Source organism: Achromobacter aegrifaciens (genome assembly GCF_902859965.1).
In the GTDB taxonomy this organism is placed as follows: domain Bacteria; phylum Pseudomonadota; class Gammaproteobacteria; order Burkholderiales; family Burkholderiaceae_B; genus Achromobacter; species Achromobacter aegrifaciens.
Genome location: NZ_CADIKO010000002.1, coordinates 1,424,632 through 1,445,629, shown reverse-complemented (window position 1 = coordinate 1,445,629; position 20,998 = coordinate 1,424,632). Strand labels below are relative to the sequence as shown.

Here is a 20,998-nt window from a genome sequence, read left to right as displayed (position 1 = left end):
ATCCGGATTCAGTGTTCACAGGCTGGATCCGGATTTCTTCCTAAGTAATTGATTTCATTGAATAAATATTGGGGTCATATTCGCCCGATCAGAATCCCGCAGACGCAAAAAAAGCTTGCCTTATCTCGGGTTTTCCCGCACACTTACTTCCATGATGACCAAGGTACTTTTCGTTTGCATGGGCAATATCTGTCGCTCGCCGAGCGCAGAGGGCGTGTTTCGCCATTTGGTGAACGACGCGGGTTTGGGCGATGTGGTTCGCATCGACTCCGCGGGCACGCACGCGTTTCACATCGGCGAGGCGCCTGATGCCCGGGCGCAGGCCGCAGCGCGCAAGCGCGGCTACGAGATCACGCACTGCGAAGCGCGTCAGGTCACCGCGGAAGATTTCCGCGATTTCGACCTGATCCTCGCCATGGACTGGGACAATCTGTCCGCCATGCAGCAGCAGTGCCCCAAGGCCTACCAGCACAAGCTGATGCTGCTGATGCGCTTTGCCAATGAGTTCGAAGAGGCCACCGTGCCCGATCCGTACTATGGCGGCGCCGATGGCTTCGGCAAGGTCCTGGACTACCTGGAAGACGCCTGTCAGGGCGTCCTCGAGCTGGTGCGCAAGCGCGCTACCCAGTACCAGGCGGCTTGATCCGCTTTTGCCGCAGGGCTGCCCGCCGGGCGGTTCTCGGAGGTGCTTGGCAGTAAAAGACCGCGCGAATGCGCGGTTTTTTCTAGCCGGGAGCCATACCAAATTAGTCGGGAATAGGCTATACTTGAGGCAATTACTCGGGTATTGACCGCTGGATTCGCCTGCGGCCATTGCCGAATCACTGGGAACCTACCATGCGGCTAACTACCAAGGGGCGTTTCGCCGTGACTGCCATGATCGATCTGGCTATGCGGCAGCATAGCGGTCCGGTCACTCTTGCGGCCATCAGCCAGCGTCAGAACATTTCGCTGTCCTATCTGGAACAGCTGTTCGGGAAACTGCGTCGCCACGAACTCGTGGACAGCGTGCGCGGCCCCGGGGGCGGCTACTCGCTCGCGCGCCTCGCCCGCAACGTTACCGTTGCCGACATCATCTTCGCCGTCGATGAACCCCTGGACGCCACTAGCTGCGGCGGCAAGCGGGACTGTACGAGCGGCAACGACGGCAAGCCGGGCAAGTGCATGACGCACGAACTCTGGGCTACGTTGAATCGCAAGATGGTGGATTACCTGGATTCGGTGTCCCTGCAGGATCTCGTCGATCAGCAGCGCGTGCGCCAATTGCAGGAAGCCAACAATCAAGCGCAGGCTTGCGCGGTGCGCGTGAACCGGGTGGGGGGCGCCAACAACGCCGCCAACGCCCCGGCCGCGACCGTCGCCGCCAACGCCACCGTATAAGCAGTATCAGGAGTTGTAGAAATGACCACCCGCCCGATCTATCTGGATTATTCCGCCACGACGCCCGTCGACCCCCGCGTCGTGGACAAGATGGTGCCCTGGCTGTACGACAACTTCGGCAACCCGGCATCCCGCAGCCATGCGTTTGGTTGGGAATCCGAAGAAGCCGTTGAACGCGCCCGCGAAGAAGTCGCCAAGCTGGTGAACGCCGATCCGCGCGAAATCGTCTGGACCTCCGGCGCCACCGAATCCAACAACCTGGCGATCAAGGGCGCTGCCAACTTCTACCAGGAACGCGGCAAGCACATCGTCACCGTCAAGACCGAGCACAAAGCCGTGCTGGACACCTGTCGCGAACTCGAGCGCCAGGGCTTCGAAGTGACCTACCTGGACGTCAAGGACAACGGCCTGATCGACCTGGACACCTTCAAGGCCGCGCTGCGCCCCGATACCGTGCTGGTATCCGTGATGATGGTGAACAACGAAATCGGCGTGATCCAGGACGTGGCAACGCTGGGCGAGATCTGCCGCGAAAAGGGCATCATCTTCCACGTGGACGCCGCCCAGGCAACCGGCAAGGTGGAAATCGACCTGCAAAAGCTCAAGGTCGACCTGATGTCGTTCTCGGCTCACAAGACTTACGGCCCCAAGGGCATCGGCGCGCTGTATGTGCGCCGCAAGCCGCGCATCCGCATCGAAGCGCAGATGCACGGCGGCGGCCATGAGCGCGGTTTCCGCTCGGGCACGCTGGCCACGCACCAGATCGTCGGCATGGGCGAAGCTTTCCGCCTGGCCCGCGAAGAAATGGGCACCGAGAACGAGCGCATCCGCATGCTGCGCGACCGCCTGTGGGCTGGCCTGTCGCAGATCGAAGAGGTCTACCTCAACGGCGACATGGACCAACGCGTTCCGCACAACCTGAATGTCAGCTTCAATTATGTCGAAGGCGAGTCCCTGATCATGGCGATCAAGGAACTTGCCGTCTCCAGCGGCTCGGCCTGCACCTCGGCCAGCCTGGAACCGTCCTACGTGTTGCGCGCCCTGGGCCGCAACGACGAACTGGCGCACAGCTCGATCCGCTTCACGCTGGGCCGTTTCACGACCGAAAAGGAAGTGGACTACGCCATCGAGTTGCTCAAGAGCCGCGTCGGCAAGCTGCGCGATATGTCGCCGCTGTGGGAAATGGCCAAGGAAGGCATCGACCTGAACACCGTGCAGTGGGCTGCGCACTAAGCGCCCGCGCCTTGAAATTCGTGGAGAATTAACATGTCTTACAGCACCAAAGTCCTGGATCACTACGAAAACCCGCGCAACGTCGGTTCGTTCGACAAGTCGGACGAGTCGGTCGGCACCGGCATGGTCGGCGCACCCGCCTGTGGCGACGTGATGAAGCTGCAGATCAAGGTGAACGAAGCCGGCGTGATCGAAGACGCGCGCTTCAAGACCTACGGCTGCGGTTCGGCCATCGCTTCCAGCTCGCTCGTGACCGAATGGGTCAAGGGCAAGACGCTGGACGAGGCGATGAACATCCGCAACACGCAGATCGCCGAAGAACTGGCCCTGCCGCCCGTGAAGGTGCACTGTTCCATCCTGGCCGAAGACGCGATCAAGGCCGCGGTGCAGAACTACAAAGAAAAGCATTCGGCCCCGGCTGAAGCTGCTGTGGCGGGCTGAACATGTCCGTTACCCTGACCCAACAGGCTGCCACCCATATCGGCCGCTACTTGCAGAAGCGCGGAAAGGGTATCGGCTTGCGGCTCGGCGTTAGGACGACGGGCTGCTCCGGCATGGCCTACAAGCTCGAATACGTGGACGACGCGGCAGCGGAAGACGTGGTGTTCGAAAGCTTCGGCGTGAAGGTCTTCATTGACCCGAAAAGCCTGGCCTACCTGGACGGCACCGAACTCGACTACGCCCGCGAAGGCCTGAACGAAGGCTTCAAGTTCCGCAACCCCAACGAAAAGGCGACCTGCGGCTGCGGCGAGTCGTTCACGGTGTAAGTCTTGGCTGGAGACGATCACTTCGGCCTGTTCGGCTTGCCGGCGCGTTTCGATCTGGACGCCCAGGCGCTTGAGTCCGCGTGGCGCACCGTCGCCGCGCAGGTGCATCCCGACCGCTACGCCACTGCCAGCCCCGCGGAACGCCGCGTGGCCATGCAGTGGGCGGCTCGCGCCAACGAGGCCTACCGCCTGTTGCGCGATCCCTTGCTGCGGGCGCGCTACCTTTGCGAGCAGGCCGGCGTGGATCTGCAGACCGAGAGCAACACGGCCATGGACCCCGAGTTCCTGATGCAGCAGATGACGTGGCGCGAGATGCTGGACGACGCGCGCGACGACGCCGACGCTCTGGCGGCCTTGCAGGCGGAATTGCAGCAGGCGCGCGCTGCCATGCGCGCCACGCTGGCCCGTCTGCTGGACCAGGACCGCGACTACGCCGCGGCGGGGCTCAAGGTGCGGGAGTGGATGTTCGTGGAGAAGTTGGCGGAAGAACTGGCGCACGCCCAGCCCGCCGCATAGCCCAGGCCGCGCCGGGGCGTCCGCGAGACGGGCGCCGGCACAGCGCCGCCTACTGACCAAAAAAACAGAATCATGGCCTTATTGCAGATATCAGAGCCTGGCGAATCGCCCGCGCCTCACCAGCGCAAGCTGGCGGTCGGGATCGACCTGGGCACCACCAATTCCCTGGTCGCGGCCGTGCGCAGCAGCGTCGCCGAAGTGCTGAGGGACGAGCAAGGCCACGCCTTGCTGCCTTCCGCCGTGCGCTATTTCGCCGGCGGCAAGGTCACCACGGGGCGGGAACCGCTCGCGCAGCAGGCCGAAGATCCTCTGAATACCGTTGTGTCGGTCAAGCGTTTCATGGGCCGTTCGCTGGAAGAGGCGCGCGCCAGCCGCGCACCGTACGAATTCGTGGACGCGCCTGGCATGGTGCGCATCCGCACCGTCCAGGGCGACCTGAGCCCGGTTGAAGTGTCGGCGCAGATCCTGGCCGTCCTGCGCCAGCGCGCCGAGGACGTGCTGGGCGATGACCTGGTCGGCGCGGTCATCACGGTGCCTGCTTACTTCGATGACGCCCAGCGCCAGGCGACGCGAGACGCCGCGCGTCTGGCCGGCCTGAACGTGCTGCGCCTGCTGAACGAACCCACGGCGGCGGCCATTGCCTACGGCCTGGATAATGCCGCCGAAGGCGTGTATGCGGTGTACGACCTGGGCGGCGGAACGTTCGACGTTTCCATCTTGCGCCTGACCCAGGGCGTGTTCGAAGTCATCGCCACGGGCGGCGATACCGCCTTGGGCGGCGACGACTTCGATGCCTTGATCGTCGATCACGTGGTGGCCGGACTCGCTGCTGGCGAGTTTTCGCCGGCGGACCGCCGCCGCCTGCTGATGGCGGCGCGCGCTGCGCGCGAAGCCTTGTCGGACGCCGATGCGGCCAGCCTGAAGCTGGAATTGTCCGATGGCCGGACCGTGGACACGAACCTGACGCGGGCGGCATTTGAAGAACTGGCGCAGCCCCTGATCGTGCGCACGCTGGACTGCGCGCGCCGCGCCTTGCGCGACGCCTCGCTGACGCCAGCCGATGTGCGCGGCGTGGTGATGGTCGGCGGCGCCACGCGCATGCCGGTCGTGCGCGCTGCCGTGGGCAAGCTGTTCGGCACGCAACCGCTGACCGACCTCGATCCGGACCAGGTGGTGGCGCTGGGCGCCGCCTTGCAGGCCAATCTGCTGGCGGGCAACCGCGCTCCCGGCGAAGACTGGCTGTTGCTGGATGTGATCCCGCTGTCGCTGGGGCTGGAAACCATGGGCGGCCTGGTGGAGCGCATCATCCCGCGCAACAGCACGATTCCCGTGGCGCGCGCCCAGGAATTCACGACCTTCAAGGATGGCCAGACGGCCATGAGCATCCACGTGGTGCAAGGCGAACGCGACCTGGTCTCCGATTCGCGCTCGCTGGCGCGCTTTGAGCTGCGCGGCATTCCGCCCATGGTGGCCGGCGCAGCACGCATCCGCGTGACCTTCCAGGTGGACGCCGACGGCCTGCTGAGCGTGACCGCGCGCGAGCAGAGCAAGGGCGTCGAGGCCATGGTGTCGGTCAAGCCGTCCTATGGCCTGACCGACGACGAGATCGCGCAGATGCTGGCAGACAGCGTGGCGCAAGCCGACACCGATGCCCGCGCCCGCATGTTGCGCGAGCAACAGGTGGACGCGCGCCAGTTGGTCGAGTCGGTGCAGGCCGCGCTGGCCGTCGATGGCGATCTGCTGGACGCCGAAGAACGCAAGCGCGTGGACGAATGCCTGCAGGCTGCCATCGCCGCCCAGGATGCTCAGGACGTGGACACAGTGAAGGACGCGGTCCAGGCCCTGTCGGCCGCGACCGATGATTTCGCTGCGCGCCGCATGGATCGCAGCATCCGCGCCGCGCTGGCGGGCCGCAAACTTGATGAGATTGCCTGATAACACGCTATGCCGAAACTGACTGTATTGCCTCATCCCGACTACTGCCCGGAAGGCGCCGTGATCGAAGACGCGCCCAAGGGCGTGTCGATCTGCCGCGTGCTGCTGGATAACCACATCGACATCGAGCACGCATGCGAACTGTCGTGCGCCTGCACGACCTGTCACGTGGTGGTCAAGCAGGGCTATTCTTCGCTGGAAGACGCGACCGATGACGAAGAGGATCTGCTGGATAAGGCCTGGGGCTTGACCCCGACCTCGCGCCTGTCCTGCCAGGCGCTGGTGACGGACGCCGACCTGACGGTCGAGATCCCCAAATACACCATCAACCACGCCAAAGAGGGCCATTGATGAAGTGGACCGACACCTACCAGATCGCCGAGGCTCTGCTCGACGCGCATCCTGACGCGGACCCCAAGACGCTGCGCTTCGTGCAGCTGCGCGAATGGGTCCTGGCCTTGCCGGGCTTCAACGACGACCCCGCGCATTGCGGCGAGAAGATCCTGGAGGCCATCCAGATGGCCTGGATCGACGAGGCGGACTGATCGCCAAACCAGAAACGCTCCCTGCGGGGAGCGTTTTTGTTTTTGAGCGCGGCGGATCGGGGCCAAAGCTGCCGCGGCCATGCCCGCCACGGTATCATCAAGGATCTTCTTGTTGTCCCTACTTGCCTGAGTCCACCGATGCCCGCTGCCCAATTGCGCTTTGGCCTGGCCGCCAACCGGCTGCACCACGAAACTCCCGATGCCGCGCTGTTTACCTGGCTGCGCGCCTGTTCGGGCACGATACGCGAGCTGGGCGTGCAGTTGCACACCGTCGGCCGCACGCACGACGCGATCGTGCGCGAGGGCATGCTGCAGGGCTACGGCGGGTTGATCCGCTATCCGTACGGCCGCGAGGGCGGCCTGATGAAGCTGGTGGCCCGGGTGACGGAAGGGCGTGACGGGCAGGCGCCGTTCGACGGCGCGATCTATCTGATCGATCCCGTCGACCCGTCGTCGATTTTCCCGGAGGCGCTGGCGCTCAAGCGCCAGTGCATCACGCACGGCCGCCCGTTCATCTCGACGCTTGCCGGCGCCATCGAATGGATGGAAGTCGAACGGGTCCACGCCGGCTTGGCGCCGGACGTCTCGGCTTCGCGCCATTTCAACTTCACTGGCCAGACGGTGGCGCTGATTGCGCACGATGCGCTCAAGGACGAGATGGTGGCATTCGCCAGCGAGCATTTCGACGTGCTGTCGCAGTTTGCGCGGCGCGTCGCCACGGGCACCACCGGCGGCCGCTTGAACGAGCTGGCCTGGTCGCGCGGCTGGCCCAAGGATACGCCCTGGGTGCACCGCTACCTGAGCGGGCCGCTGGGCGGCGACGCCCAGATCGCGGAGCTGGTGCTGGAACACCAATGCCAGCGTGTGATCTTCTTCGAGGATCCGCATGTGGCGCGCCAGCACGAGGCCGACATCCAGCTGCTGGAACGCGCGGTGCGGGTGGTGACCGAGTCCGCGACCTGCGCGACTTCGCCGGTAGTGGCGCGGCGCTGGGCGCAGGCGGTGGAAAAGCGCGTCATCTAAGCCTGGCCCGGGTGGGCGGGTCGCCAGGCCGGGAGTCCGTGATGATGCGGCTGACCCGGTCGGCAACGGCGGACGCGGCCATGGACAATGGCAGGACATCGGACCTGCACAGGAACACAGGCCGCGCCAGGCGCGGCTTGACGATGCGATGCAGGAGGACCTCGCCGCGCGCGGCTTCCTGGTGCACCGCCGCGTAAGACAGGATGGTGTGCGCGATGCCAGCCTGCGCCAGTTCGATCAGTTGCGGAATGGCGTTGGCCTCGGCAATGACGCGGAATTCGGCGCGCTCCTGTTGCTGATAGTGGTCCAGCAGGCGGCGCAGGCTGTGCTGGCTGCCGGGCAATACCAGCGGCAATTCGGCGAGCGCGTGCAGATCCATGGCCGGCAGCGCATGTAGCGCGGCTGGGGCCGGCTTTTTGCGCGACTTGGCCGGCGGCGGCGAAACCACGACCAGTTCTTCATCTATCAGGTGCTGGAAGCGCAGGTCGACCGAGGCGTCGTCGCTGAACGTCAGTCCCAGGTCGGCATGGCCGGAACTGACGAAGCCCGGGATGTACCCGGTGCTGGATTCGATGATCTTCAGGTAGACGCCGGGCCAGTGTTCCAGGGAAAAGCGCAGGAGCGGCACAGTGAGCAGCTTGGCCATGGACATGGACATGGCCAGCGAGACGGTCCCGCGCGGTGCGCTGATGTCTTCGCGCACGTCGGCGCGCGCCGCGTCGATGCGGCCGAGAATCTCGCGTGCGTGCGCCAGCATGCGCGATCCCGCGGCCGTTGGCGTGACCCCGCGAGCGCTGCGATGCAACAGCACCACGCCCAGATCCTCTTCCAGATTGCGTATCAGCAGGCTTAGCGCGGGCTGCGCGACGTGCAGCGCGGCCGCGGCGCGGCTGATCGATCCGGTGGAGACCACGGCGACAAAGCATTGCATCGCGCGGATTGACATCGACATGCGTAAACCTCGTGCAGGCAGGCCATCACAAATTTATTATGGCCTGCATATTTAAACGGTATTTCTAATATATCAAGACGCTTCGCATAATGGACGCCATCCCTCTAAGAACACAACGGAGACATCATGGCGTTCCAAAGAATTCTTGCCGCTTGTGCGACTGCGGCGGCGCTGTCCGGCCCGGCGTGGGCCGATACCTGGCCTGCCAAGCCCATTACGTTGGTCGTGCCGTTTTCGGCCGGCGGTCCGACTGATTTCATCGCGCGTCTGGTGGCCGAGCCTCTGGCGCGCGAGTTGGGACAGCAGGTCATCGTGCAGAACAAACCGGGCGCCAGCGGCAATGTCGGCTACCAAAGCGTGCTGAACGGTCCCGCGGATGGCTACACGCTGATGCACAACACGGTGGCCATGCAGGCCATCAATCCGCTGATGTACCCGAGCGCGAAGATGGCTCCGCTGCAGGACTATGTGCCGGTCGGCACGACGGGCGCCATGCCCAATCTGCTGGTGGTCAATCCCGAGCGCACGCCGGTCAAGACCCTGGCCGAGCTGGTCCAGCGCGGCCGCGACATGAAGAACGGGCTCAGCTATGCCACCTTCGGTCCGGGCAGTTCGCCGCATGTCTATGGCGCGTCGTTGCAGCAGCTTGCGGGCTTTCAGGCCGTGGGCGTGGCTTACAAGGGCAGCGCGAACGCAGTGACCGACGTTATCGGCGGACAGGTCGATTTCCTGTTCGACAGCATGTCGACCAGCCTCGGCCAGGTGCAAGGCGGCAGGCTGAGGGCCCTGGCGATTACCGCCGCCGAGCGTTCGCCCTTGCTGCCGGACGTGCCCACGCTGAAGGAAGCGGGCTATCCCAGCCTGGATCTCAAGTTCTGGTTCTCCCTGCAGACTCCCGCGGGCACTCCGCCGGACGTGGTACGGAAGCTGCGCGAGGCCGTGGCCCGCGTGGTCGCGAGCGATGCCTACCGCAAGGCGATGCAGGAGCGCGGCGCAGAGGCTTTCCAGGTCGCCCCCGCCGAACTGGATGCGTTCTTCAAGCGTGAAACCGCGCAATGGACCCAGGCCGCGCAAACCATCGGCCTGAAGGGCGAGCAGTAATCATGTCGACTGAAGCACGCATGACGCCGTTGAAGAACATCACCGTCCTGGACCTGAGCAAGGTGCTGGCCGGGCCGCTATGCGGCCAGTATCTGGGCGAGTTGGGCGCGCGGGTGATCAAGGTCGAACCCGTGGGCAAGGGCGACGATACGCGCGCCTGGCTGCCGCAGGATGCCGGCCAATCCGCGACTTTCCTGGCTGTGAACCACAACAAGCGCAGCCTGGCCGTGGATCTCAAGACGCCGGCAGGGCGCGCCGTGGTGCACCGCCTCGCGCAACAGTCGGATGTGGTGTTGCAGGGTTTTGGCGGCAAGACCGCCGCGCGCCTGGGGGTGGATTACGAGACGCTCAGCGGGCTCAATCCCCGTCTGGTGTACTGCGAGATATCGGGCTATGGTCGCGAGGGCCCGATGGGCGAGGAGCCGGGCTACGACGTCATGCTGCAGGCCTTCAGCGGCATGATCAGCACCATGGGCGAGCCGGACGGAAATTTCGCGCGCGCCAGCTTCTCGCCTGTGGACCTGGGCACGGGCTCGTTCGCGCTGAGCGGGATCCTGGCCGCGCTGCTGGAGCGCAGCCAGACCGGCAAGGGCCAGTATCTGGACGTTTCCCTATTGGACACCTCGCTCGGCCTGATGTCGTACATGGCGCAGAACTACTGGCGCACCGGCCAGATTCCGCGCCGCATGGGCACGGGCCATCCGGCCATGTGTCCTTATCAGGCATTTCGCGCGGCCGATGGCGACATCATGCTGGGCGTGGGGAACGATGCGCAATGGCAGCGTTTCTGCGCGGTCGCGGGACTGCAGGACCATGTCGATGCGCCCCAATTCGCGACCAACGCCGACCGGGTCCGCCATTTCGCCCAGACGGTCGCGCTGGTCCAGGCGCGCATGCAGACGCGCAGCGTGGCGCAATGGCTGGATGCGCTCAAGCCCGCGGGCATCGCTTGTTCCGCCATCCACACGCTGGACGAGGCGCTGGCGCATCCGCAGGTCGCTGCGCGCGAACTGATCGTCAAGAGTGAGCACAAGGTGCTGGGCGAGGTCCGCAACGTCGGCCTGCCGATACGGTTTGGCCGCCAGCCTCGCCAGGCTGCGCTGCCGGCGCCGGTGCTGGGTGAGCACACTCGCGAAGTCCTGGCCGAGCTGGGCTACGCGCAAGCTGAAATCGAAGCGCTGCTGGCGTCGGGCAGCGTGCAAACCCATTCCTGAATGCGAGAAGACAGATGACATTCCTGCGCTATGAAGTCCGCGATCGTATTGCGGAAATCCATATGTGCCATGCGCCCGTCAATGCTCTGGACGAGGACATGCTGGACGCGCTGATCGCCGCGCTGGAACGGGCCAATGCCGATCCCGCGGTGCGCGCCGTGCTGTTGGCCAGCGATTTGCCTGGGCGCTTCTGCGCCGGGCTGGATATGAAGAAGTTGCTGGACAGCACGCCGGCGCGGATCCACGCGCTGTTGTCCAAGCTGTATATCAAGCTCTACGACACGCAGTTCAACCTGACGAAGCCTTCAATCTCGGTGGTGTCGGGCGCAGTGCGCGGCGGCGGCATGACGGTGGCCATTTCCAGCGACCTGGTGGTGGCCGCGGACACCGCCACTTTCGGCTATCCGGAAATCGATGTCGGCGTCTTGCCGGCGATACATTACGTGCATTTGCCGGGCGTCGTGGGCAAGCACCGGGCGTTCGACCTGCTGTTCACCGGGCGCATCTTCGATGCGCAGGAGGCGCACGGGCTGGGGCTGGTGGCGCGCGTTGCGCCCACGGCGGAATTGCTGGAGCAGGCCCGCCTGCTGGCGCGCTCGCTGGCGGACAAGCCGCCGCAAGCCCTGGCCTTGGGGCGGCGCGCTTTCGTCTACAGCAATGACAACGAGTACCGGCGCAGGGTTGCAACGGCGGTAGAGGTGTTCTGCAACTCAGCCGCGACGTCCGAGGCGCGCGAGGGCCTGAGCGCCTTCGTGCAAAAGCGCGCGCCCGACTGGAGCGGGCTGCGGTGAGGCGGGGTGGAGCCGCCGCCAGACGTACCTTTGGGCCTATTCACCCTTGAACTGCGGCGTCCGCTTCTCGCGGAATGCCCGCACGCCTTCCGCGAAGTCCGTGCGCGAGGCGCTGTCCAGAAAGCGCGCGGTTTCCTCGGCCAGTTGGGTTTCCAGCGTGGCGTGTTCGGCCGAGCGCAGCAGGTCCTTGGCCCCCGCGATGCCGTGCGGCGCGTGGCGGGCAATCTCTTGCGCGTAGGTTTGCGCGGCTTGCGCGAGTTCTCCGGTTGGGGCGGTGCGGGTGACGATGCCCCAGGCCAGCGCGTCGCTGGCGGGGAACGGGTCATGGCGCAATAGCAAGTCCAGCGCGCGACGGGCGCCCAGCACCCGCGTTAGACCGTGGGTCATGCCGGCGTCGGGAGTCGCTCCAAGCTTGAGGTAGGCCGTCATGAAGCGGGCGTCGGCGTCGGCGATGGCCAGGTCGCAGGCCAGGACCAGCGACAGGCCCGCACCCGCGGCAATGCCGTGGACCTGGGCAATCCAGATCTTGTCCATGCGGGCGACGCGCGCAATGAAGTCGTTCAATGGCGTGAACAGGTCCAGCAGCGTGGCGCGCACCAACGCGGGTTCGCCCGTGAACATGCTGATGTCGCCGCCCGCGCAGAAAGTCTTGCCCGTCGCGCGCAGCAGCACGGCGCGGATTTCATTGCGCGCTTCCAGCCATTGCGCGGCCCGTTGCAGGTCCTGCGCCATCGCCACGTCGATGGCGTTCAGCGCGTCGGGGCGGTTCAGCGTCACGGTCGCGATCGCGCCGTCGGTTTCCAGAAACAGCGTCTGGAAGGCGGGGTGTTCTTGGGTCATGGCGAGTCTCCGTTATCGGGTAAGTACCAACTGTCGATCCAAAAACCGCGATGCTATGGTCTGAACCGAGCGCTTGCTTGGTTTTCTTTTAAGCACGCTTAGCGTAACGCATAGAACGATTTTCCGGCGCTGTACTGGCGTAGGTAAAGACAGGTTCGTTGCATCTCCTGCCTCGCGGGTTCGCCAGACCAACGTCGATAAAAACTTCGCATGTAAAGGCGAGGAGACAAATGGTGGATCAGTCCGACAGCCCTCCCTTGCTGGAGGTGGATGGGGTCACGCTGGCGTTCGGCGGGGTCAAGGCGCTTACCGGTGTGGGCTTTCGCGTGGAGTCCGGGTCCATCACCACGGTCATCGGCCCCAATGGCGCGGGCAAGACCTCGCTGTTCAACACCATTTCCGGCTTCTACCGCCCCGCATCCGGGCAGATCCGCTTCCAGGGTCGCGACATCACGCGCGTGGCGGCGCCCGAACGCGCCCGGCTGGGCCTGGCGCGCAGCTTCCAGAACATTGCGCTGTTCCGCGGCATGACGGTGCTGGACAACATCAAGCTGGGCCGCCACGCCCACCTGCGGACCAATGTGTTGGATGCCTTGCTGTATTTCGGGCGGGCGCGCCGCGAAGAGATGGCGCTGCGCGCCGACATCGAAGAACGCATCATCGACTTTCTGGAGATCGACCACATCCGCCACGCGCCGGTGGCCGCGCTGTCCTACGGCCTGCAAAAGCGGGTGGAGCTGGCGCGGGCGCTGGCCATGAATCCCAAGGTGCTGATGCTGGACGAACCGGTGGCGGGCATGAACCGCGAAGAGACCGATGACATGGCGCGCTTCATTCTGGACGCGCGCTCAGAATGGGGCGTGACGGTGCTGATGGTCGAGCATGACATGGGCATGGTGATGGACCTGTCGGACCACGTGGTGGTGCTGAACTTCGGCCAAGTCATTGCCGATGGCACGCCGGCGCAGGTGCAGGCAGACCCGCAGGTCATCCAGGCTTATCTGGGCGCGGGCGACGTCGGCGATCTGCGGCGGCGCCTGCGGGAGGCGGCTTGATGGACATGCTGTTCTTCCTGGAAGTCACGCTGGCCGGGCTGGGCAGCGGTGGGCTTTATGCGCTGGCGGCGCTGGCCTTCGTCATCGTCTACAAGGCGACCCGGGTGGTGAACATCGCCATCGGCGAATTCCTGATGCTGGGCGCCTACGTGTTCTATGCCTTTGCCACCGGCATGGAATGGCCGATCTGGCTGGCCATCGTGGGAGCGGTGGTGGTGTCGGGCGCGCTGGGGGCGCTGGTCGAGCGGCTGACCATCCGTCCCATGCTGGGCGAAGCGCCGATCTCGGTATTCATGATCACGGTGGGGCTGGCGTCGATCCTGGTGGGCGTGGTCGAACTGATCTGGACGGCGGACCAGCGCCGCTTGCCGGAATTCATGCCGCGCTCGCCGGTGATGATAGGCGAGGCCTTCGTCGCGCCCAAGGTGTTCTACGGCTTCTGGGTGGCGGTAGTGCTGGCGCTGCTGGTGCTGGTGGTGTTCCGCTATTGGCGCGGCGGGGTGGCGCTGCGCGCAACGGCTTCGGACCAGGGCGCGGCTTACGCCATGGGCATCAACGTGCCGCGCGTGTTTTCGCTGGCCTGGGTGGCGGCGGGCGCGCTGGCCGCGGTGTCGGGCGTGATCGTGGGCGCGATCGGCGGCATCTCCTCGTCGATGGGCGTGTTCGGCCTGTCGGTGCTGGTGGTGGTCATCGTGGGCGGGCTGGACAGCGTGGCGGGCGCCCTGGTGGGCGGCGTGTTCATCGGCCTGCTGGAAGCCTGGGCCGGCGCCTACATGGGCGGCGAATACAAATTGCTGGCCACTTTCATCGTGCTGGTGGTGGTGCTGATGGTCAGGCCCTATGGCCTGTTCGGCACCCGTGAAATCGAGAGGCTCTGACCGATGCGCATCGCGACTGCCAAGCAGACTTATCTTGCGGACGAAGCGCTGTTCGACACCCGTACGCAGAAGGCGTGGCTGGTATTGCTGGCTGCGTCCCTGGTCATGTTTCCCTTCGTGGCGGATGCCTACTGGCTGTACCTGGCCTGCCTGGTGGCGATCAACGTCGCCAGCGCCACGGGACTGAATATCCTCACGGGCTATACCGGCCTGGTCAGCCTGGGGCAGGCCGCCTTCATGGGACTGGGGGCGTACACGGTCGCGGTGCTGGAGCAGCGGCTGGGCACGCCGGTGCTGCTCAATCTGGTGGCCGGCGGGCTGGTGGCGATGCTGGGCGGCCTGCTGGTCGGCATTCCGTCCTTGCGAGTGAAGGGCCTGTACCTGGCCATCGCCACGATCGCCGCGTCGTTCATCGCGCATTTCATCTTCGCCAACTGGCAGTTCACGGGCGGCACGACGGGAATGCAGGTGCCGCCGGCGCGGGTGCTGGGCGTGGACCTGGATACCTCGTTCAAGATCTACTGGCTGATCGTGCCGGTGACGGCGCTGATGGTGCTGGGGGCGGCCAACCTGTTCCGCACGCGCATCGGGCGCGCCTTCATCGCCATACGCGACCGCGACATTTCGGCCGAGGTGCTGGGCATACGCCTGCTGCGCTACAAGCTGCTGTCGTTCGGCCTGTCCTCGTTCTACGCCGGCGTGGCGGGCGGCATGTGGGCCTATTTCTTCCGGGTGGTCACGCCCGAGAGCTTCCCGCTGATCATGTCGATTTTCTTCCTGGCGGCCATCATCGTGGGCGGCATGGGCACGATCCTGGGGTCCATCCTGGGCGCCATCTTCATGACCATGGTGCCGGAACTGCTCAAGCTGATCGTGGGCTGGCTGCCGGTGGGCGGCGACGCGCTGCGCCTGATCTCGCCGGTGCGCACCATTGTTTTCGGCCTGCTGATCGTGGGCTTTCTGATCTTCGAGCCGCACGGGCTCGCGGAAATCTGGCGGCGCGTGCGCCGCTACTTCCACCTCTGGCCATTCCGTACCTAGCCATGGCGGCGGCCATCCATAAGACCCTCAGGAGACTAACCATGAAGCGCATCCGGATCGGCAGCGGTTTATCGAGGTTGTTGGCCCCGCTGGGCCTGGCGGCGGCCCTGTCGGCGGCGCCCGCCGCGCAGGCGGCCGAGGACCTGGTGCTGGGCGGCTCCATCCCGCTGAGCGGGGTGTTCGCCTTCGCCGGGCAGGGCATCCACGCCGGCATCACCGACTACGTGAAGATCGTCAACGACCAGGGCGGGGTAAAGGGCCGCAAGCTGCGCTACGTGCCGGAAGACACCGCCTACAAGGTGGACGCGTCGGTGGCGGCCTTCAAGAAGATCACCAGCCAGAACAAGGTGAACTTCTACTACGGCGACTCGACAGGCTTCTCCAAGACCATCAACGCCGAGCTGAACCGCACGGGCGACATCCTGATGACAGGCGCGTCCTTTGCCACGGAACTCAACGATCCGGCCAAGTACCCGGCCCAGTTCATGCTGGGACCTGACTACACGGAAATGTTCGGCATACTGCTGCGCTATATCGCCAAGGAACAGCCGGGCGCCAAGGTGGCTTTCGTGTATTCGGACACGGAGTTCGGCCGCGATCCCATCGCCAGCTCGCGCGCGGTGGCGGAAAAGCTGGGCCTGAAGGTCGCGACCGAGATCATGACGCCGCCGGGCAGCGTGGACGTGTCGACCGAGGTCATCAAGCTGCGCCGCGCCGATCCGGACTACACCATCTTCCACGGCTACGTGCTGGCGCCGATTCCCGAATTCGTGGGGCAGGGCAAGCGCATGGGCCTGAAGACGCGCTACATGGGCACGTTCTGGACCATGGACAACTCCACCGTGATGCAGATGGGAGAGGATGCCGAAGGCTTCATGGGCGTGATGCCGTACCGCTACTACTACGACACGGCGACCGACGCGCCGATGCTGAAGAAGATCCGCGAAATGCGCCCGCAGTACCAGAGCACCGGCTACATGCAGGGCTTCCTGGCCGCCATGCTGTTCACCGAGGTCGCCAAGCGCACGCTGGACGCCGGCAAGGAACTGACCAGCGCCAACATGAAGGCGGCGCTGGACGGCATCAAGGACTTCGACACGGGCGGCCTGATCGGCGTGCCGATCTCGATCAAGGGCAACTCCATCCCGGTGGGCCGGATCTATCGCGCCGATGTGAAGCAGAAGCAGATGGTGCCGGCATCCGACTGGATCGTGCTGAAGTGAGGCGGCTGTGAACCCTGGACATGACGCGCATGCCGCAGCGCCCGCAGCGGCAGTGCTCGATATCAACAATATCGAAGTCGTCTACAACAAGGCGGTGCAGGTGCTGCGCGGCTTGTCCCTGTCGGTGCCCGCCGGCAGCATCGTGGCTCTCCTGGGCAGCAATGGCGCCGGCAAGTCCACCACCCTGAAGGCCGTGTCCGGCCTGCTGGATCTGGAGGACGGTGCGCTGGTGCGCGGGCAGATCGTCTTCAACGGCGGCGACACCGCGGGCGCCAGGCCGCAGAACCTGGTGCGCGCGGGGTTGGCGCATGTGATGGAGGGACGCCGGGTGTTCGAGGACCTGACGGTCGAGGAAAACCTGGTGGCCGCGACCTATGCCTTGACGGGCAGGCCGGGGGCGAAGGTCGACTTCGACTTGGTCTACGGCTACTTTCCGCGCCTGTTCGAGCGGCGCCGCGGCCTGGCAGGCTACCTGTCGGGCGGCGAGCAGCAGATGCTGGCCATCGGCCGCGCGCTGATCGCGCAGCCCAGGCTGATGCTGCTGGACGAACCGTCGCTGGGCCTGTCGCCGATGCTGGTCGAGAACATCTTCTCCATCATCGCCCGCATCAACCACGAACAAGGCGTGTCGATGCTGTTGGTGGAGCAGAACGCCTCGGTGGCGTTGGCGGTGGCGCATTACGGCTACATCATGGAGACCGGCAAGGTGGTGATCGACGGCAGCGCCGAAAAGCTGGCGGCGGATCCCGACGTGCGGGAGTTCTACCTGGGCGTGGGCGGCACGGGCGAGGCCCGTGGCTTTCGCGACATCAAGCACTACAAGCGCCGCAAGCGCTGGCTGTCATGATGGACAAGCATATGGATACCTCCGGCGCATCGGCGCAGGCGTGGCCGGCCTTGACGCTGCCGCAGATGCTGCGCGAACAGGCCCGGCGCCAACCCGCGGCCATCGCCATCCGGCAAAAGGATTTCGGCATCTGGAAGCCCATGACCTGGGCGGAATACTGGAGCCGGGCCTGCCGCGTGGGGTTGGGCCTGCGCGCCCTCGGGCTGAGCGCGGGCGGGCGGGTCGCCATCGTGTCCGAGAACCGCGTCGAATGGCTGCTGACGCAGATGGGCGCGGGCGCGGTCGGCGCTGTGGCGGTGGGCGTGTACTCCACCAGCCCGGCCGAGGAGATGGGCTACGTGCTGGAACACGCGGACGTGGAACTGGTGGTGTGCGAGGACCAGGAGCAGACCGACAAGGTGCTGCAGGTGGCGGACCGGCTGCCCCTTTTGCGCCGCATCGTCATGATGGAGACCAAGGGCCTGCGCTCCTATGCGCCGGCCGAGCGCGAGCGCATCGTGACCTACGCCGAGATCGAGGCCGAGGGCGCGCGGCGCGAGGCGGCGGAACTCGCCGCGTTGAACGCGGCGCTGGACGGCCAGCGGCTGGACGATACCGGCCTCATGATCTACACGTCCGGTTCCACCGGCAAGCCCAAGGGCGCGATGCTGAGCTACGGCAATATGCGCGGCGTGGCGCCGGGCATTGCCGACCGCCTGGCGATGGACGGCGGCAGCGTGCACCTGTCCTACCTGCCGCTATGTCACGTGGCCGAACAGATGCTGTCCACCTTCGTGCCCATCTATCTGGGCGCGCAGGTGAACTTTGGCGAATCGATACGCACGGTGCAGGAAGATTTGCGCGAAGTCGCGCCGACGATCTTCCTGGGCGTGCCGCGCATCTGGGAAAAACTGCACGCCGCCATTTCGATCAAGATGCAGGAGGCCGGGCGTTTGCAGCAATGGCTTTACGGACGCGCGTTGGCCGCCTGCACGCCGTTCCTGGAAAAGTCCCCCGCGCAGTACACGTTGCGCGAGCGCTGGACGCGCTGGCTCTGGTACTGGCTGGTGCTGCGCGCCCTGCAGAACTTCATCGGGCTGCGGCGGGTGCGCGTGGCCATGACCGGCGCGGCGCCGATCTCGCCGGACGTTGTGCGCTACTTCCGCACGCTGGGCGTGCCGCTGATCGAGGTCTATGGGCTGACGGAGTCCGCCGGCATGATCTTCGGCCAGCATCCGGACCGCGTAAAGGTGGGCACCGTGGGCGAACCCATCCTGGGCGTGGAATGGCGCATGGGCGAGGCCGGCGAGCTGCTGGTGCGCGGCGATATGGTGTTCCAGGGCTATTACAAGAATCCGGAAGCCACCGCCAGCACCGTGCGCGACGGCTGGCTGTATACGGGCGATGTGGTGGCCGAAGACGCGGGGCGCGTGCGCATCGTGGACCGCCTGAAGGACATCATGATCACGGCGGGCGGCAAGAACCTGACGCCCTCCGAGATCGAGAACGCGGTCAAGGGCAGCCCTTACGTCAAGGAATGCATCGTGATCGCGGACGGCAGGAAGTACGTGTCCGCGCTGATCCAGCTGGAGTTCGACACGGTGGGCAAATGGGCCGAGTCGCGCCGCATCGCCTTCACGCATTTCCGCTCGCTGGCCGAATGCGCGCAGGTGCGCGAACTGGTGCAGCAGGAAGTCGCGCGCGCCAACGCCGGCCTGGCGCCGGTGGCGCAGATCAAGCGCTTCCATCTGCTGACCAAGGAGCTGGATCACGACGATGGCGAAGTGACCGCGACCATGAAGGTCAGGCGCGCCAGCATCTACCGCAGCTACGCGGATGAGATCGAAGCGCTCTACGTTGAGGAGACGACGGCATGAACGAAGCCGTGATCGTGGAGGCCGTGCGCACCCCTTTCGGGCGGCGCGGCGGATGGTGGGCGGATACCAGGCCGGATACGCTGCTGGCCGAGACGGTGTCCGGCCTGCTGGCGCGGGCCGGACTGCCAGGGGCCCAGGTCGAGGACCTGATCGCGGGCTGCGTCAGCCAGGCGGGCGAGCAGGGCGCCAACATCGGCAGGCTGGCCGCCATGCTTGCTGGCCTGCCTGAGAGCGTGCCGGGCGTGGCCCTGAACCGCATGTGCGGATCCAGCCAGCAGGCGGTGCATTTCGGCGCGCAAGCCATCGCCGCGGGCGACATGCGCTACGTGGTCGCGGGCGGCGTGGAGAGCATGAGCCGGGTGCCGATGTTCCTGGACGTGACGCTGGGCCAGGGCGAGTTCCGCGGCTTCGAAGGCTTGAACCCGGCCCTGCTGGAGCGCTATCCGTTGATCCACCAGATCGAGAGCGCGGAGCGGATCGCAGAACGTTGGCAGCTGTCCCAGGCAGAGATGGACGAATGGGCAAGGGAAAGCCACGCGCGCGCCTGGAGCGCCGCGCAGGCCGGCCGCCACGCCGAGCTGCTGCCGGGGCCGCGGGCCGATGCCGGGCGTGACGAAGGCATACGCGAGAAAACCGACCCCGCCCGCATGGCCGCCATGGCGCCTGCCTTGCGGCCGCCGGGCCAGGGTGGCGTCACGGCCGCCAACGCCAGCCAGTTGGCGGACGGGGCGTCCGCGGTGCTGCTGGCCGACCGAGATGCGGCGCTGGCCGATGGCTTGCGACCCCGCGCGCGCTTCCTGGCGCGGGTGGTGGTGGGATCGGATCCGGTGCTGCAATTGACGGGCGTGATCCCGGCGGCGCGGCAGGCGCTGGCGCGCGCCGGCCTGAGCCTGGAAGACATCGACTGGATCGAGATCAACGAAGCCTTCGCCAGCGTGGTGCTGGCCTGGCAGCGTGAACTGGGCGCCAATCTGTCGCGCGTCAATCCCTGGGGCGGGGCGATCGCGCATGGGCATCCGCTGGGGGCGACGGGAGCCGGCCTGATGGCCAAGATGCTGACGGGCTTGGAAGTCACCGAAGGCGAGCTGGGCATGCAGCTGATGTGCATCGGCCACGGCATGGCCACGGCGACCATCATCCAGAGGCTGTGACCGGACATGGAGAAACTGCGGGAGGCCGCGCAAGGGCGGGACGAGGGTTCGGAGTCCGAACGCCGGCGCGAGGTGATCCTGACGGCCGGGCAGCTGTTCTGCAAGCATGGCTATGAACGCACCACCGTGCGCGAGCTGGCGCGGGCGGTGGGTCTGCAGTCCGGCAGCCTGTTCCATCATTTCCGCAGCAAGGAGGAGATCCTGGTGGCGGTGATGAACAACGGCATCCAGGAAGTGATAGACGACGGCGAACGGGCGCTGGCGCGCTACCGGGCGCCAGCTGACCGGCTGGCGGCGCTGTTCCGCGTGCACATGTGGAGCATGCTGCACGGCGCGGGCGGCGACGCAATGAACGCGCTGGTCTATGAATGGCGCAGCCTGTCCGCACCCAGCCGCGCGGCCGTGAAATCGCTAAGCGACCACTATGAGGAGATGTGGCAGGACGCGGTGGCGGCAGCGGTCGCGGCGGGGCTGCTGCAAGGCGATGCGCGCGTCATCAAGCGCTGCGTGCTGGGCGCCATGAACCTGACGGTGCAGTGGTACAAGCCGGACGGCCGCTTGCCGCCCGCCGAATTCATCGATGCGATGTTGCAGGCCTCGCTGCCGTCGTTGCCGGCGGGCGCCGGCAAGTGGCCCGAATAGGCGCGCGG

The 20,998-nt window shown here is 65.8% G+C and carries 23 protein-coding genes; 21 read left to right on the top strand and 2 right to left on the bottom strand.

Annotated features, from left to right (window positions below; all coding sequences use genetic code 11):
- Positions 1–151 precede the first annotated feature (151 nt).
- From HV793_RS17890 to HV793_RS17845, 10 genes are all read left to right on the top strand, one after another.
- The gene (locus HV793_RS17890; protein WP_006386176.1) at positions 152–643 is read left to right on the top strand and encodes a low molecular weight protein-tyrosine-phosphatase; all 492 of its coding nucleotides are present in this window, start codon (positions 152–154) and stop codon (positions 641–643) included.
- Between the two features lie 194 nt (positions 644–837).
- Positions 838–1,380, top strand: coding sequence for a Fe-S cluster assembly transcriptional regulator IscR (iscR, locus tag HV793_RS17885; protein WP_054456107.1), 543 nt, complete (start codon positions 838–840; stop codon positions 1,378–1,380).
- Between the two features lie 21 nt (positions 1,381–1,401).
- Positions 1,402–2,613, top strand: coding sequence for an IscS subfamily cysteine desulfurase (locus HV793_RS17880; RefSeq protein ID WP_054456109.1), 1,212 nt, complete (start codon positions 1,402–1,404; stop codon positions 2,611–2,613).
- Positions 2,614–2,646: 33 nt separating this feature from the next.
- Positions 2,647–3,054: a Fe-S cluster assembly scaffold IscU gene (iscU, locus tag HV793_RS17875; protein WP_054456111.1), complete on the top strand. Its 408-nt coding sequence runs from the start codon at positions 2,647–2,649 to the stop codon at positions 3,052–3,054.
- A gap of 2 nt (positions 3,055–3,056) precedes the next feature.
- Positions 3,057–3,380 (top strand): iron-sulfur cluster assembly protein IscA, encoded by a 324-nt coding sequence (iscA, locus tag HV793_RS17870; RefSeq protein WP_042794073.1) that lies wholly within the window; start codon positions 3,057–3,059, stop codon positions 3,378–3,380.
- 3 nt (positions 3,381–3,383) lie between these two features.
- A complete protein-coding gene (gene hscB / locus HV793_RS17865) occupies positions 3,384–3,896 on the top strand; it encodes a Fe-S protein assembly co-chaperone HscB (RefSeq protein WP_054456112.1) in 513 nt (170 codons plus the stop codon).
- 72 nt (positions 3,897–3,968) lie between these two features.
- Positions 3,969–5,831: a Fe-S protein assembly chaperone HscA gene (hscA, locus tag HV793_RS17860; RefSeq protein ID WP_175181413.1), complete on the top strand. Its 1,863-nt coding sequence runs from the start codon at positions 3,969–3,971 to the stop codon at positions 5,829–5,831.
- Between the two features lie 9 nt (positions 5,832–5,840).
- Positions 5,841–6,182 carry an ISC system 2Fe-2S type ferredoxin gene (gene fdx / locus HV793_RS17855; protein WP_013394592.1) on the top strand — a complete coding sequence of 114 codons (342 nt, stop codon included), beginning with the start codon at positions 5,841–5,843 and terminating at the stop codon, positions 6,180–6,182.
- Positions 6,182–6,376, top strand: coding sequence for a Fe-S cluster assembly protein IscX (gene iscX, locus HV793_RS17850; protein WP_054456117.1), 195 nt, complete (start codon positions 6,182–6,184; stop codon positions 6,374–6,376). The genes fdx and iscX overlap by 1 nt, the downstream gene beginning before the upstream one ends.
- A gap of 138 nt (positions 6,377–6,514) precedes the next feature.
- Positions 6,515–7,399 (top strand): methylglyoxal synthase, encoded by an 885-nt coding sequence (locus HV793_RS17845; RefSeq protein WP_054456119.1) that lies wholly within the window; start codon positions 6,515–6,517, stop codon positions 7,397–7,399.
- Here the strand turns inward: HV793_RS17845 and HV793_RS17840 are convergent.
- Entirely contained in the window at positions 7,392–8,351 is a 960-nt protein-coding gene (locus HV793_RS17840; RefSeq protein WP_054456121.1) for a LysR family transcriptional regulator, read from the bottom strand. The two genes, HV793_RS17845 and HV793_RS17840, sit on opposite strands and share 8 nt — an antisense overlap.
- Positions 8,352–8,477: 126 nt before the next feature.
- On the opposite strand from HV793_RS17840, the gene HV793_RS17835 reads away from it, so the two are divergent.
- From HV793_RS17835 to HV793_RS17825, 3 genes are read left to right on the top strand one after another with little or no spacing between them, the layout of a single operon-like run.
- Positions 8,478–9,452 (top strand): Bug family tripartite tricarboxylate transporter substrate binding protein, encoded by a 975-nt coding sequence (locus tag HV793_RS17835; RefSeq protein WP_054456123.1) that lies wholly within the window; start codon positions 8,478–8,480, stop codon positions 9,450–9,452.
- A gap of 2 nt (positions 9,453–9,454) precedes the next feature.
- Positions 9,455–10,666: a CaiB/BaiF CoA transferase family protein gene (locus HV793_RS17830; RefSeq protein WP_225591464.1), complete on the top strand. Its 1,212-nt coding sequence runs from the start codon at positions 9,455–9,457 to the stop codon at positions 10,664–10,666.
- Positions 10,667–10,680: 14 nt separating this feature from the next.
- Entirely contained in the window at positions 10,681–11,457 is a 777-nt protein-coding gene (locus tag HV793_RS17825) for an enoyl-CoA hydratase/isomerase family protein (RefSeq protein ID WP_175213688.1), read from the top strand.
- A 36-nt stretch (positions 11,458–11,493) separates the two neighbouring features.
- On the opposite strand, the gene HV793_RS17820 is transcribed toward HV793_RS17825, so the two are convergent.
- Entirely contained in the window at positions 11,494–12,297 is an 804-nt protein-coding gene (locus HV793_RS17820) for an enoyl-CoA hydratase/isomerase family protein (RefSeq protein ID WP_175213687.1), read from the bottom strand.
- A gap of 230 nt (positions 12,298–12,527) precedes the next feature.
- Here HV793_RS17820 and HV793_RS17815 point away from each other — a divergent pair, with 230 nt between their 5' ends.
- The 8 genes from HV793_RS17815 to HV793_RS17780 are packed head-to-tail and all read left to right on the top strand — an operon-like array spanning position 12,528 to position 20,990.
- On the top strand, positions 12,528–13,352 hold the full coding sequence (locus HV793_RS17815) for an ABC transporter ATP-binding protein (protein ID WP_054456127.1): 825 nt from the start codon (positions 12,528–12,530) through the stop codon (positions 13,350–13,352).
- Complete coding sequence (locus tag HV793_RS17810; RefSeq protein ID WP_054456130.1) at positions 13,352–14,230, top strand: branched-chain amino acid ABC transporter permease; 879 nt, start codon at positions 13,352–13,354, stop codon at positions 14,228–14,230. Before HV793_RS17815 ends, HV793_RS17810 begins: the two co-directional genes overlap by 1 nt.
- Positions 14,231–14,233: 3 nt before the next feature.
- On the top strand, positions 14,234–15,271 hold the full coding sequence (locus HV793_RS17805) for a branched-chain amino acid ABC transporter permease (protein ID WP_013394582.1): 1,038 nt from the start codon (positions 14,234–14,236) through the stop codon (positions 15,269–15,271).
- 41 nt (positions 15,272–15,312) lie between these two features.
- Positions 15,313–16,494, top strand: a complete 1,182-nt coding sequence (locus HV793_RS17800; RefSeq protein WP_175181408.1) for an ABC transporter substrate-binding protein — start codon at positions 15,313–15,315, stop codon at positions 16,492–16,494.
- A gap of 52 nt (positions 16,495–16,546) precedes the next feature.
- Positions 16,547–17,341 (top strand): ABC transporter ATP-binding protein, encoded by a 795-nt coding sequence (locus tag HV793_RS17795; RefSeq protein WP_054456135.1) that lies wholly within the window; start codon positions 16,547–16,549, stop codon positions 17,339–17,341.
- Positions 17,338–19,197: an AMP-dependent synthetase/ligase gene (locus tag HV793_RS17790; protein ID WP_175162169.1), complete on the top strand. Its 1,860-nt coding sequence runs from the start codon at positions 17,338–17,340 to the stop codon at positions 19,195–19,197. Before HV793_RS17795 ends, HV793_RS17790 begins: the two co-directional genes overlap by 4 nt.
- Positions 19,194–20,348 carry a thiolase family protein gene (locus HV793_RS17785; protein ID WP_175213686.1) on the top strand — a complete coding sequence of 385 codons (1,155 nt, stop codon included), beginning with the start codon at positions 19,194–19,196 and terminating at the stop codon, positions 20,346–20,348. Before HV793_RS17790 ends, HV793_RS17785 begins: the two co-directional genes overlap by 4 nt.
- A gap of 6 nt (positions 20,349–20,354) precedes the next feature.
- A complete protein-coding gene (locus HV793_RS17780) occupies positions 20,355–20,990 on the top strand; it encodes a TetR/AcrR family transcriptional regulator (RefSeq protein ID WP_054456141.1) in 636 nt (211 codons plus the stop codon).
- The last annotated feature ends 8 nt before the right edge of the window (positions 20,991–20,998 follow it).